The sequence below is a fragment of the Thermotoga sp. 38H-to genome, assembly GCF_011057665.1.
Lineage (GTDB): Bacteria > Thermotogota > Thermotogae > Thermotogales > Thermotogaceae > Thermotoga.
Window position 1 is genome coordinate 33059 of record NZ_LNFZ01000001.1, and the last position, 12311, is coordinate 45369.

Annotated in this window: 17 protein-coding genes and 1 other RNA gene; 15 read left to right on the forward strand and 3 right to left on the reverse strand. The window is 47.0% G+C overall.

Features of this window, described 5'->3' with window-relative positions; all coding sequences use genetic code 11:
• Window positions 1-2: 2 nt before the first annotated feature.
• From yfcE to AS158_RS00215, 10 genes are read left to right on the forward strand one after another with little or no spacing between them, the layout of a single operon-like run.
• Window positions 3-566: a phosphodiesterase gene (gene yfcE, locus AS158_RS00170; RefSeq protein ID WP_165304278.1), complete on the forward strand. Its 564-nt coding sequence runs from the start codon at window positions 3-5 to the stop codon at window positions 564-566.
• Window positions 553-1275, forward strand: a complete 723-nt coding sequence (gene rnc / locus AS158_RS00175) for a ribonuclease III (RefSeq protein WP_165304279.1) — start codon at window positions 553-555, stop codon at window positions 1273-1275. The genes yfcE and rnc overlap by 14 nt, the downstream gene beginning before the upstream one ends.
• Entirely contained in the window at window positions 1272-2225 is a 954-nt protein-coding gene (locus AS158_RS00180; protein WP_165304280.1) for a radical SAM protein, read from the forward strand. Before rnc ends, AS158_RS00180 begins: the two co-directional genes overlap by 4 nt.
• Window positions 2210-2545 carry a sodium:proton antiporter gene (locus AS158_RS00185; RefSeq protein WP_156105072.1) on the forward strand — a complete coding sequence of 112 codons (336 nt, stop codon included), beginning with the start codon at window positions 2210-2212 and terminating at the stop codon, window positions 2543-2545. The genes AS158_RS00180 and AS158_RS00185 overlap by 16 nt, the downstream gene beginning before the upstream one ends.
• Window positions 2542-3903 (forward strand): cation:proton antiporter, encoded by a 1362-nt coding sequence (locus tag AS158_RS00190; RefSeq protein WP_038053469.1) that lies wholly within the window; start codon window positions 2542-2544, stop codon window positions 3901-3903. The genes AS158_RS00185 and AS158_RS00190 overlap by 4 nt, the downstream gene beginning before the upstream one ends.
• Window positions 3882-4253 (forward strand): Na+/H+ antiporter subunit E, encoded by a 372-nt coding sequence (locus tag AS158_RS00195; protein ID WP_008195667.1) that lies wholly within the window; start codon window positions 3882-3884, stop codon window positions 4251-4253. Before AS158_RS00190 ends, AS158_RS00195 begins: the two co-directional genes overlap by 22 nt.
• A complete protein-coding gene (locus AS158_RS00200) occupies window positions 4250-4492 on the forward strand; it encodes a hypothetical protein (RefSeq protein WP_165304281.1) in 243 nt (80 codons plus the stop codon). The genes AS158_RS00195 and AS158_RS00200 overlap by 4 nt, the downstream gene beginning before the upstream one ends.
• Window positions 4489-4725, forward strand: a complete 237-nt coding sequence (locus AS158_RS00205) for a monovalent cation/H(+) antiporter subunit G (RefSeq protein ID WP_008195665.1) — start codon at window positions 4489-4491, stop codon at window positions 4723-4725. The genes AS158_RS00200 and AS158_RS00205 overlap by 4 nt, the downstream gene beginning before the upstream one ends.
• Window positions 4722-5390: a Na(+)/H(+) antiporter subunit B gene (locus tag AS158_RS00210; protein WP_165304282.1), complete on the forward strand. Its 669-nt coding sequence runs from the start codon at window positions 4722-4724 to the stop codon at window positions 5388-5390. The genes AS158_RS00205 and AS158_RS00210 overlap by 4 nt, the downstream gene beginning before the upstream one ends.
• A complete protein-coding gene (locus tag AS158_RS00215) occupies window positions 5387-5989 on the forward strand; it encodes a Na(+)/H(+) antiporter subunit B (protein ID WP_038053459.1) in 603 nt (200 codons plus the stop codon). Before AS158_RS00210 ends, AS158_RS00215 begins: the two co-directional genes overlap by 4 nt.
• Here AS158_RS00215 and AS158_RS00220 read toward each other — a convergent pair.
• From AS158_RS00220 to AS158_RS00230, 3 genes are all read right to left on the reverse strand, one after another.
• A complete protein-coding gene (locus AS158_RS00220; protein WP_008195660.1) occupies window positions 5981-6427 on the reverse strand; it encodes a hypothetical protein in 447 nt (148 codons plus the stop codon). The genes AS158_RS00215 and AS158_RS00220 overlap by 9 nt on opposite strands.
• Window positions 6427-6692: signal recognition particle sRNA large type (gene ffs, locus AS158_RS00225), an RNA gene on the reverse strand. The genes AS158_RS00220 and ffs overlap by 1 nt, the downstream gene beginning before the upstream one ends.
• Window positions 6693-6732: 40 nt before the next feature.
• Entirely contained in the window at window positions 6733-7002 is a 270-nt protein-coding gene (locus tag AS158_RS00230) for a cupin domain-containing protein (protein ID WP_008195658.1), read from the reverse strand.
• Window positions 7003-7131: 129 nt separating this feature from the next.
• On the opposite strand from AS158_RS00230, the gene AS158_RS00235 reads away from it, so the two are divergent.
• From AS158_RS00235 to AS158_RS00255, 5 genes are read left to right on the forward strand one after another with little or no spacing between them, the layout of a single operon-like run.
• The gene (locus tag AS158_RS00235; protein WP_165304283.1) at window positions 7132-8064 is read left to right on the forward strand and encodes a hypothetical protein; all 933 of its coding nucleotides are present in this window, start codon (window positions 7132-7134) and stop codon (window positions 8062-8064) included.
• A gap of 23 nt (window positions 8065-8087) precedes the next feature.
• A complete protein-coding gene (locus tag AS158_RS00240; protein WP_038053453.1) occupies window positions 8088-8765 on the forward strand; it encodes a hypothetical protein in 678 nt (225 codons plus the stop codon).
• A 44-nt stretch (window positions 8766-8809) separates the two neighbouring features.
• Window positions 8810-9460: a hypothetical protein gene (locus AS158_RS00245; protein WP_038053451.1), complete on the forward strand. Its 651-nt coding sequence runs from the start codon at window positions 8810-8812 to the stop codon at window positions 9458-9460.
• A 59-nt stretch (window positions 9461-9519) separates the two neighbouring features.
• Window positions 9520-11151, forward strand: coding sequence for a hypothetical protein (locus AS158_RS00250; protein WP_038053448.1), 1632 nt, complete (start codon window positions 9520-9522; stop codon window positions 11149-11151).
• Window positions 11148-12311 (forward strand): secretin N-terminal domain-containing protein, encoded by a 1164-nt coding sequence (locus AS158_RS00255; protein WP_165304284.1) that lies wholly within the window; start codon window positions 11148-11150, stop codon window positions 12309-12311. The genes AS158_RS00250 and AS158_RS00255 overlap by 4 nt, the downstream gene beginning before the upstream one ends.

Here is a 12311-nt window from a genome sequence, read left to right on the forward strand (position 1 = left end):
CTTTGAGGATTCTTGTGATATCGGATACCCACGGTTCACTGTCTCTCACAGAGAAAGCCTTGAAGAGTGCGGAGAATTTCGATGAAATCTGGCATCTTGGTGATGTTCTCTACCACGGTCCTCGGAATCCACTTCCCGAGGGATACAGTCCAAAGGAACTCACTTCATTTTTGAAGAAACACCGTGTGAAGTACATACGCGGAAATTGTGATGCGGATGTGGACATAAGGGTTCTGGAAATTCCGGAAATGCCCAGGATTGGAATGGAATTCCTGGGAGATGTGAAGATACTCCTTGTTCACGGCGACCAGTTCGAATACGAAGGAGGAGATCCTGTGAGCCTGGCACAGGCTCATGGATGCAGTGTAGTTCTTTTCGGTCACACTCACGTTCCTCTGGCAGAAAGGTGCGAAGGGGTGCTGCTTTTGAATCCGGGATCGGTTTCTCTTCCAAAATCTGAGGCCGGTCCGACTTTTGGTATCATCGATATGGATGAGAAAAAATTCTACCTCTGCTCGCTGGAAGGTGATGTTTTGAAAGAGGTGATGCTCGTTGAACGAGAGTGAGAGAAAGATCGTGGAGGAGTTTCAGAAAGAAACTGGAATCAACTTCAAGAACGAAGAACTTCTCTTTCGGGCTCTGTGTCACAGTTCTTACGCGAACGAGCAAAATCAAGCGGGAAGAAAGGACGTGGAATCGAACGAAAAGCTGGAGTTTCTGGGGGACGCCGTTCTAGAACTCTTCGTGTGCGAAATACTATACAAAAAGTATCCAGAAGCGGAAGTGGGAGACCTGGCCCGGGTGAAATCCGCAGCGGCGAGCGAAGAAGTTCTCGCCATGGTTTCCAGGAAGATGAATCTTGGCAAATTCTTGTTTCTTGGAAAGGGAGAGGAAAAAACTGGTGGACGTGATAGAGATTCCATACTCGCCGACGCGTTCGAAGCGCTTCTGGCTGCCATATACCTCGATCAGGGCTATGAGAAGATAAAGGAGCTATTTGAGCAGGAATTCGAGTTCTACATAGAAAAAATCATGAAGGGTGAAATGCTCTTCGACTACAAAACGGCTCTCCAGGAAATAGTCCAGAGCGAACACAAAGTGCCTCCGGAATACGTGCTGGTGGGAACGGAAAAGAATGATGGTGACAGGATTTTTGTTGTGGAAGTGAGGGTGGATGAAAAGCCCATCGCCACGGGCAGAGGCAGAACGAAGAAAGAAGCGGAAAAGGAGGCCGCAAGAATCGCCTACGAAAAACTTTTGAAGGAGAGATCATGAAGATAATTCCCATTTTTCTTCCATACGCAGGTTGTAAGAAAAGATGTGTCTTCTGTGATCAAATAAAAGCCACGGGACAGACAAAAATCCCGTCTCTTGATGATATTGCACGAATCATAGAAGAGTACTCCAGAACGTCGAATGAATACGAACTGGGATTCTACGGAGGATCGTTCACCGGTCTTTCAGAGGAAAAGATGGAAGAGTACCTGAGATTCGTGAAGAGATTCCCTGTGGTGAAGTCGATCAGAGTCTCGACGCGCCCGGACGAGATAAACGAAAGAAAACTGAAGATTCTGAAGAAATACGGTGTGAACATGATCGAAGTGGGAGTACAGTCTTTCTTGGATGAGGTGCTCGAGAGGTCGAAGAGAGGATACACCTCCGAGGAAGCTGAAAAAGCCTGCAAACTCATCAAAAAGAACGGATTTATTCTCAGTGTTCATCTGATGGTAGGACTTCCGGGAAGTGATCGAAAAGGGGAAATTCTGTCCGCGCTGAGGACCGTGGAATGTGGAGCGGATATGGTGAGAATACACCCGACACTCGTTTTTGAAGGAACGGAACTCCACAGGGTGATGGAAGAAGGAGAGTACACACCTTTGAATGTCGAAGAAGTGGTAGATATTTGTTCTGATCTAGTCTGCATTTTTGAGGGCTGGGGGACAAAGGTGATCAGAATAGGATATCACGTTCCTGTTGAGCTGAGAAAGTACGTGGTCGCGGGGCCATTCGATCCATCTCTCGGTGACAGAGTGCGGAAGAAAACGATGAAGAAGGTGATTGAAAGTTTGAAACCATCGAGGATTTTTGTTCCGGAGAATTACCTCGTCTGGTTCGAAAGTGCAGAAGTAGAAGTGGGAGATGAATTCAGATTCGATGACCTTTCTTACGCGGACGCTCTCTTCTTTACTGGAAAAGAGGTGATCGAGAAGTGGCTGAACGGTTGACTCTTCTTCTTGTCCTGATTGGACTCTTAGGAGTTCTGATCAACAGAGATCTGATAAAGAAAATCATCTCGCTAGATATCATGGGAACGGGTGTTGTCAGCTTCTTTGTCCTCATCTCCAGAAAGCAGGGGGAAGCTGTTCCGATACCGTTTCAACAGAACTCAGCCGACCCTGTCCCACAGGCTCTGATCATCACATCGATAGTGATAGGGTTCGCCACCGTAGCGCTCCTTGTCACCACTGCGAGCGTGATCGCTTCCAAGTACTCTTCTGTTTCTTCCGACAGGCTCGACAGAGAAGGAGGAGGAAAGAAAGAGTGATCTTTCTCGTTTACAATTTCCTCATTGTATCGCTTGGGATTGTCTTTTTCTTCTTGAAGAGGAAAGCTCCTTGGTGGGCAACACTGGTGAATCTTCTTTTCGTAGTCACGATGATGCTTTTAGGATATCGTTTCGATCTTGTTTTGACCGGAAATTTCGGCGTTCACCTTCTGTTAGATCAGACATCGTATTTCTTTCTCATCCTCACAGCTGTGGTTCTTCTTGCAGTTTTCACGAAAGACCTGAACGTCAGTCTTTCGAACCTTCTTCTGATACTTCTTGGAGCGTTGAACCTTGCGTTCGTGAGTTACGATCTTTTCAACATATACGTTACAGTTGAGGTGATATCCCTCATTACCTTCCTTCTCGTCGTGGAGGGAAAAAAGAAGATTCAGTACTGGTCCGCTTTCAAGTATCTGATCCTGGGGACTGTTGGTATGAATTTGTACCTGATAGGAATCGGTGTTCTATACGCGGAAAACGGCACACTCTCGATCTCTGACATCTTGAAGGTTGATTCGTTTGCCTCCGCTCTCGTTGCGGTTGGACTTCTTTTGAGAGCTGGTGTGTTCCTCTTCAGTATGTGGCTTCCACAGGTTCATTCGGAGGCAGAAACACCCGTTTCAGCGGTTCTATCCGGTGTCGTTGTGAAGAGTGCTGTGTACGCGCTCGTTCGGCTGGAACACGTGGTGAATTGGAATGTGGTGAAGATCTTTGCCATTTTTTCGGCGCTTTCAGGTGTTTTGTTTGCCTTTCTTTCGAAAGATTACAAGAGGATTCTTGCTTACAGTACCCTTTCACAGATAGGGATCGTCCTTGCGTCCCCCATCACCGCTTCTGTATACGCCCTCGCACATGGAATTTTTAAATCCTGGCTTTTTCTTTTGAAAGATGAACTTCCAGAAAGGGATGTGACGAAGTGGAAAAGGCTCGATTTCTGGACGTGGCTGTCACTTTCACTGGCAAGTCTTTCGATCATGGGATTTCCAGGCCTTGCGGGTTTTTCGAAGAATCTGGTTCTCGAACAGCTTCACAGATGGGAGAAGATCTTGATGGAAGTTGTTTTTGTTGGCACCGCGGCTTCTTTCTGGAAATTTCTTCTGAAACCTTTTGAATTCAAAAGAAAGAAATTACCAGGGGTGTACAATCTCGTTCTGTTCATTGCTTCTCTGACGATAGGACTCTACTTTGCAAATTGGGGAAAGGCTCTTGAAAGCTGCCTCTTAATGGGTGCGGGGGTTCTGGTTCATTTTCTCTTCAAGAATTTGAAGATAGAAAAATATCCGCTTGAAGACTTCGAGTCCATGCTCGGGGTCTATCTTCTGGGGGTGGTGGCTTGTCTTTTCTTGTCGCTGTGATAACGGGAACCGTTTTCTTCATGGTTTTGTCTCAGAAAGCGACTCTGACAACAATCGTACTTGGAAGCTTGATGAGCGTTGTCACGTACATCTTCACAAGGCCCATCCACTTTGAGAAGTTTCCCTTTCTTGTGTTGAAACTCTTCTACAACGTTCCAAAAGCGGTTTTTGAATCGATCCTGGTTTTGCTCTTCCACAACGAGGCTAAAAAGGCTTACGAAGTTCCGGTGAAAGATGAGTGGGAGGAACTCGAAAAAACACTTACTATCACCCTCACTCCGAAAACACTGGTGATCGTCTCAGAGGAAGGTTATATGGTGGTCCATCAGGTGGGAGAGAGAAAACCATGAGATGGCTTCTCATTTCTCCGTTGATCCTGAGCGTTCTTCAGGTGCTTCTGGGGAAAAACCAGTGGGAAAAGCTCCTGGGGATTTCGTCGCTTTCAACGAAGGTCGGTGTTTTTATCTACGCCCTTTCGTACCTCGTTCCGGGGCTATCTCAGGTAAGGGATGTCGCGGTGTTCTATCTGCTCGCTGGTGGAAGCGGAATTATTCTGTTCTCCTACTTTCTGAGGAGGAACAGAGGATGATCTACATCGGTTTAGTTTTGATGTTTCTCGGCACTCTTCTTTCGCTTTTGAAAAAAGACTTCTTTCTGAAGATTCACCTTATAGGAATCTCAGACACAATGGGCTCCCTTTTCATCGTACTCAACTTCTGGGAAGACGCTTCGAGAACAATCCTCATGGTGGTACTCCTTCTTGTATGGGGGCCTTTCGTTTCACACGTTATAGCGCGCATGTACACGGAGGGATCGTCTTGATAGAAAATCTGGTACTGATTCTGATGGTCTCTGTCTCTCTGTACACGATCTTCACCTCGATAAGATTGAACGCAGTCATTGGAAGAACGGCTTTGAGCGTTCTGGCGGTTCTTTTGTACACACTCTTTTCTTCTCCCGATGTGGCCATAGCGGAGGCACTTCTTGGGGCACTTCTCACCACTCTTGTTTATCTGATTGCTCTAAAGTCGAGGGATCGAGTGAGGATCGGTTTCACACCTGTCAGACTCCTGTTCGAGAAATTGGGAGAGGCGTTTATGGGTTTCGAATATGAACTTCTGAAGAGATTCTGTGAGAAGTACGACTACAGATCAGAGTTCGTCGAGTTTTCTTCTCTGGAAGATCTCCTTGAAGCTTTGAACAACGGAAGGGTAGATGTTGCCTGTGGCGGAGTGTTCAGTGAAGACAAAAAAGGCTATCTGGAAACAAAGATCTTCTACCTCGAGGATGAAAAACTCGATCTACTGAGGTACACAGAGAGGGTGTACAGGGGCGAACGATTGAACCACGTCTTACACAGAGATGGTAGCTACCACATTCTTTTCGCGGACGAGGAATTGAGAATGAGATTCAGAGAATTTCTCAGAACCGAAAAGGAGTTCGTAGAAGAATTGAAAAAGAAATACTTTGGGGAGGAGATCGGATGAAATGGATGTGGATCACCATCTTCGTTGTTTTTTGTTTTGTTGTTCTGTTGAACGGAAGTTTCGAAAAGGTTCAAGTGAACTTTGAAAACCCCGTGGTGAAAAATCCCATCACCCAGATCTACCTTCTGAACAGGGTGTACGATACTGTCTTCGAGGTTCTTGTTTTCTCGCTCGCAGTGCTTGGAGTTTCTCTCCACATGGCCTACCTTCCTACTCCAGAGGAGATAAAAGGCATATCGGACGTCACTATCAGGATCTTCGCCAGATTCATAGCGTTCTTTCTCCTCGTGGGATCGCTGTACCTTGCCCTCGAAGGCCATGTGAGTCCAGGCGGTGGATTCTCTGCTGGGGTTGCGGGTGGAACGGCGCTCGCTCTGATCGCCATGGTGGAAGATTTTGAAAACTTCGAGAGGAAGTTCGAAAGAACGCAAGCGTACTTTCTGGAGAAGTTCATCATGATCGTTTTTCTTTTCCTCGTTGTTCTGATAATCCCGGGAAGAAACCTCATAGTTCCGGCGAACATGGTGGTGTACCTGAAAGTGATGCTGGGTAGCTGGATCATCGTCTACTACTTCATAAAACACAGAGGGCTACTCTGAGATCCCAAGGTCATAGATAGTGTCTCCTATTGTTACGGAGAATACCTTCCCTTCCTGTGAAAAGTGAATTTCCTTTTTTGTTTCTATCAGGTAGTTGTTTCCCTCTCCGCTCAGACCGAAACGAACGATTTTGTACAGGCCGTCCTTGAACATCACAAGATAAGAAATCTTTCCACTCTTTTTATCGTAGTTCGCGTTAAAAATCAAACTGTTCAATGTGACAGAAACAGAAGAAGACGCCGCGGCTTTCACCTCGTATTCGTGTCTCATAAAATCCACCGCGTAGAATTCGTCGGTTAGAAGATCGATGTCGTAAACGAGGCGGGCGCGTGTTTTCATGGCAAGAGACAGGGAGAAAAGGCCTACCATCACAACCGTGCAGATGCAGAACATGAGGGCTAACGTTTCAACGAGGGAGTAGCCAGAAGAAAAATGCACCACGCACCCACCGTCGACTTCTCCAGACCGGGGCGTGCGTGATCGGAAAGCTCCGACCGGGCTCCCCCACGGCACACGGAGACACCTGCTTATGGCTGCTCCCTTCCGGGCCTGACCAGGTTCACAGGGCCCCGTTGCGTGGGACCCGGTCTTCACCGCCCCCGAGTCACGCCGTTTCCCGACCCGAAGAGCCTCGGGTGGGAATTCGGCCCCGCGTACGGCGGATTTCGGGTACAGGGGACCGCCAGCCCCCCGCCTAGCGTGGTGCATCAGTATTCTACAACACTTTCCGGAAGGTTTCAAGTTCAGAAGAGGTTGTAGTGCTTTCTGACTGGCTCTATAACCTTCCACCTGCACCTCAAACCTTTCGGGAAGGTGACAAGGTCACCCTTCTCTATGACGTACTTTTTTCCATCTTCTGTTATGACTTCCACCTTGCCTTCCAGTATGTAGCAGGTCTCGTTTGTGTCGTAGTACCAGTTGAACTCACTGACCTCTTTTTCCCAGATGGGCCATCTCTCCACACCGAGTTCCTTGAGTTTTTCAGGGGTGGGCTTTTCTATCTTCACTTCCACGCCTCTCACCTCCCGTTAAAAGTCTACCAGTTTTTATTGTTTTTTCATTAAACACTCATTGAAAATTTCTTCCAATTTCAACCCTGTTTCATTCTTTTGAATAGAGTTTGAAACGTAGGAGGCGGTACCGTGAGAAAGTGGGGATTGGGGATACTCATTGTTTTTCTTTTCGCTTTTTCTTTTTCCACAACGATCTACAAATATAACAAAGAACTCGGGAGGTGGGAAAAGGAGGTCAAAAAAGACGTGTTCGTTCTCCCACCTGCTCAGAGACAAACCACAGGGAGCGTAGTTGAAATGAACTCCTATCGCGGAAAGGGTCAGTGGTATTACTACATGGAATACGAACTGGGAGATGGGGAGAAACTTTTCAGCTTCTGGGCAGGCCAGAACACAGTGGTGGGAACCGTCACCGTCTGGAACGATTCAGAATACCTCTACGTCAGAGTGGATATCGACGATGAGTGGTATCTGGAAGAAACACATCTCAACGTTCTCTCCGAAGAGCCCGAGGGAAATCAGGCGCCGGGTCAGTTTCCGTTCAAGGAAGAATTCGACTCACCCGTGAACATCTACACCTTCGAGGTTCCGCTCTCCTTTCTCTTCCAGAACAGTTTCACCAGGTTGAACAGGCTGAACAACAAATACTACATCCTCCTTCATGGAGTTGTAAACAGCAGCGGAAGAGAAGAAACCGCATGGGGAGGTAGACTCTCGCGTTGCGTAGAGATCCATCTGAGCGGTACAAGGGTCACCTGGTTTGTGAAGAAACCCGGCGTGTACGTCGCGAAAGTGCTCGAAGTTGAAGCGAACACACACCTTTCCATCTACGTGAATTTTCCCGATCCTTCGAACGAGAAAGATAGTGTGGATCTGAAAGTGGCCTATGGTGACGAGATTCCCACAGAGTGGTTCGACGACCTCAGTTTTCTAGAAAACAGCTTCTCTCTGTGGCAAAAAATCAACGTTCCAAGGAGTCTGTCAGCGGACACCTACACCAGCACGGGTGTTATAACCTTCACCATCAACAACTCTAAACTGTACGTCGATACCTCACCATAAGGTGAGTAGAAGGAGGGGTTTGTATGAGAAAGTTACTTTGGTTAGTTCTTATGGGAGCACTGTTTTCTTTTGTACTGGCACAGACACCACTCGAAGTTTGGAAGTACGAGGATGGCCAGTATATCAATCTGCCAGCAACAAACGATCTGGCAAGAGCTTTTAGTGCGTTCCCTAAGGATGGATCTTGTAACAAACCTGAGTGGCAGATTGAATTCACAACAGAGGTTCAGGTTGCTCAATGGCTCGAGTGGAGTCTGAACGCAACGAAATGGACCTGGTTTGTGAGAAAACCTGGAGACTACTACGCAAACGCTATCGTGGGGACCGTTGCCAGCAATGGAGATGTTTTGGTGACTTTCAGCGGCTTTGATGACCCAACCTACACAGGAACAAGCAGTGTCAACCCGGAGATTGAAGCGTACTACACCGTTATGACCGATGAAGGAATACCAAATCCTGAAAGCTGGGTAAGAGCACCTGAGGTGAACAATCTTTCCTACACGCTGACAGACAGCCAGGAACTCCACAATGGTATGACCTTCTATCTGTGGAACAGGATCAAGGTAGTTGAATGTAACAGCGCATCTACCTACAGAGACACCGGGTATATCTATCTCACACTTCAGAATCAGAAACCATGGATCGACGAAGAAGGAAACTACGTAGAAAATCTGGAAAATTACGTGACCAACGAAAGGTAAGTTGGTAAAGTGTTACATCGCGAACAATTGAGGAGGGGATTGATATGAGAAGACTTCTGTTGATAACGATGGTTTTGATAGTGGGTTCTTTGTTTTTTGCCCAGCAAGAAGTACCGGTTTACGCATACGAGGGTAATACTGACAACGCAAGAGCGTTTATCAGTGAAGGAATGAGCGGAAGTTGTAACAGGCATGTATGGGAAATTCCCATGACTTTGGAAGTTCAGGTTGCCCAATGGGTGAAATGGAGCCTCACAGGAACGAAGTGGACCTGGTTTGTGAGAAAACCTGGAATCTACGTTGCCAACTGTATAACAGCAACTCTTCAGAGCAACAGCGATCTTGAGATCAGATTCAGTGGATTTGATCACTTGAAATACGCAACGGGTACAAGTGTTGACGACACGATCGAAGTGGACTACGCGTTCGGACCACAGCTTCCCATACCAGAAGATATATGGACACCCGCTCCAAATCTCAACGACGTGACCCTACTGGTACCTGACAGCCAAATTCTCCATAACGGTGCGACCTACAAACTCTGGAATAGAATTCATGTTGAAAGGTGCAACAGTGCATCCACTTACAGAGATAGCGGCACAATTATACTCACGCTTAAAAACCAGAAACCTTGGATCGACGAGGAAGGAAACTACGTGGAAGATCTTGAAGAATACGTGAACAGCCAGAGATAAATCTTTCAAAAAAGGAAGGCGAGGGGCTTCCCTCGCCTTTTATTTTTTATGGGAGAGTGATGGGGATGAGAAGGATAAGTTTAATTGTTCTGATTCTGATGAGTAGTGTTTTTCTCGCGCAGGGTATCTCCGTTCGAATGGATCCCATTGTGGTGAGTAAAACCGTGAACCCGGGAACGAGTTTCAGCTACGAAATTTTCCTGGAGAACGACAGCGAATTCGAATCCATCACACTGAAAGCGATGGTGATGGACATAACAGAAACTGAGGATGGAGCGTACGACCTGAAACAGCCGGGAAGCACAAAATATTCGATCGCAAGATGGGTGAAGGTGGAACCCGACACGATCACCGTTCCTCCCCAAGAAACCAAAACGATCATCGTCACGGTGAACGTTCCAAGGGGTGCTTCTGGAGGACTCTACGGTGCTGTTACCTTTGAAATCCAAACACCTCAATCGCGGGAGACACAACGACCCCCTGAAGAGGGAGCATATGGTGAGATCGAATTCAAATACAGGATGGCGAGTTTTTTAGAAGTTGTTGTCTCCGGAACAAGTCAGAGGGTGGAAGCATTTCCCGCTTACTTCAAAGTGGAAAGATCAGATGACATTCCTTCAATAAGGATGCAGATTGGAAACGGTGCCCTTGTCTTCACGCTCGGTGTTTTGAACAAGAGCAACGTTCACATCGTCGCGAAAGGCACACTCACGATAAAGACAAAAGAAGGTCGAACAATAGCGAAGATGCCGCTTGGTGGGGGAAGAGGTATTGTTCTCCCCGACAGCACGGTTAATATGAGAACGATCACAAGAAGATTCTTTCCTCCCGGAGAATACGTCGCAAGAGCCGTTGTCGATTACGGTGGAAGAAGACCGATCGTGGTAGAGACCACCTTCACAGTAACTTCAGAAAAAGTGGAAACCGAAGAAGAGAAGAAGGAAGCAAATCCTGTGATGATCACAGTAGATCCAGCAGACATCGAAATCAAAGCTGTTCCAGGATCTTACCGATCATCGATAGTGAAAGTATCGAATCTGGGAGAAGAAACCCTTCAGGTGGAAGGAAAGATCTTGCCTCTGGTTTACGACCTCTACGGAGAGATCCTTCCGGAAGAAGAAAGGGGTACTCCTCCTAACTGGATCAACCTCACTCCATCTTCTTTCAGCTTGAGACCTGGACAGTCCAGGAACGTACGTGTCGCCGTGAGAATTCCAAAAGATTTCACGGGAGGTTACTACGCGGATGTGGTCTTCAAAACAGAAGGCGATTTACAGACGGAAGTGGGGGCAAATCTTCTTGTGTTCGCTGGAAGAGACGAAGATATAACTAAAGAAGCAAGCGCCGATCTGGTTTACACCGTGAAGGAAGATGGTATTTACGCGGACATCGTCTTTGAGAACACGGGGAACTATCATCTTCTGCCAAAGATCACTTTCGGTTTGAACAGGATCACGTCTCAGCAGGTGACGAACGAAGGTCTCATAATACCGGAGAAAATGGAAAGTCTCATTCAGGAAGAGATCTCGTCAACGAATCCTGTGCTTCCAGGAACGAAGAGGATCTTCAGCATCTTCATACCAGTCGTGTTGGAAGAGGGACAGTACGAACTGCTCGCGAGGTGCGACTACGGTAGGGCACCGATCGTTTTGAGAAAGTCTTTCCGGATGGAAGGGAGGAATGGGGAATGAGAAAACTCGATTTCGCTTTATTTGTGTTGATAACAGCGGTGATGGTGGCACAGGAGGAACCCTTAGTGAGCAACATATTCCAGGATACCTATATTCTGGATGCCCTCGCTGATATATCTGCACAGACAGGAATCCCGATCATAGCGGACACAACCGTGACTGGTTTCATCACTATGGAACTCAACGAAGTACCCTTAGAGCAAGCACTGAAGATGATCCTCATGCCTGGAGGATACGTTTTCAAAAAGATGAATGGCTTTTATTTTGTGGGATCACCGGACCCGGCGAATCCTGCATTCAGATACCTTGCAGTTACAAAGACCTACAAGCTGAAATACATAACCACAGCCGACGTCCAGGAACTTCTACCAGTAGTTTACAGGAGTTACGTCAAATTCAACGAGAAGAACAACATGGTAACCATCACAGCACCTGAAGAGATCACGCAGGAGTTCGAGGAAGATCTCAAGAAGATAGACATCCCGATACCACAGGTGAAAATCAGCGTGATCGTCACAGAAGTTTCCAAAGATTACTCGAACGAGCTGGGATTGAACAGTTTAGATTACTCCTTCGGTTCTGATCAGGAATTCAACGAGAACTGGGCGGCTACTCTCGGTCTGGTAACAGGACTCATCAATATTCAGACGGATGTCTTTGGTCAGATCCTAGCGAAGCTGAAACTTCTCGAAGAGAATCAGAAAGCAAAGATCACAGCAGACCCCTGGATCATCGTGAAGAGTGGAGAAAAAGCTTCTCTCTTCTTGGGAGAAAGACAGGTGGTTCTCCTTGAGGCTGAGGGAGCGGTGAGCAGGATCGAGTCCATAGACGTTGGAGTGAGTATCGACATTCAACCACGTGTGATGGACAAAGAAGAACTCGAGCTTACACTCTCGCCAAAGGTCAGTCACTTTGCAGGAGAAAAACTCGGAGCATTCGTTGTAAAACAGAACGAACTCTCTACAACACTTTTCCTGAAAAATGGTCAGACCGTTGTGATTTCCGGCGCCACCATCGAAGACAGCGCCCAGACCAGTTCCGGTGTACCCATACTGAACAAGATTCCACTCATAAGATACTTCTTCGGTGGTACGACGAAAAAGGATTCCCAGAAAGAACTTTACATATTCATCAAGGCGGAAATCCAGGGAAGTGAGTGA

Coding starts and splice junctions, on each gene's coding strand:
- AS158_RS00205 (WP_008195665.1), top strand. CDS start 4,489: ATGATCTACATCGGTTTAGTTTTGATGTTTCTCGGCACTCTTCTTTCG.
- AS158_RS00240 (WP_038053453.1), top strand. CDS start 8,088: ATGAGAAAGTTACTTTGGTTAGTTCTTATGGGAGCACTGTTTTCTTTT.
- AS158_RS00255 (WP_165304284.1), top strand. CDS start 11,148: ATGAGAAAACTCGATTTCGCTTTATTTGTGTTGATAACAGCGGTGATG.
- AS158_RS00215 (WP_038053459.1), top strand. CDS start 5,387: ATGAAATGGATGTGGATCACCATCTTCGTTGTTTTTTGTTTTGTTGTT.
- AS158_RS00180 (WP_165304280.1), top strand. CDS start 1,272: ATGAAGATAATTCCCATTTTTCTTCCATACGCAGGTTGTAAGAAAAGA.
- AS158_RS00245 (WP_038053451.1), top strand. CDS start 8,810: ATGAGAAGACTTCTGTTGATAACGATGGTTTTGATAGTGGGTTCTTTG.
- AS158_RS00250 (WP_038053448.1), top strand. CDS start 9,520: ATGGGGATGAGAAGGATAAGTTTAATTGTTCTGATTCTGATGAGTAGT.
- AS158_RS00200 (WP_165304281.1), top strand. CDS start 4,250: ATGAGATGGCTTCTCATTTCTCCGTTGATCCTGAGCGTTCTTCAGGTG.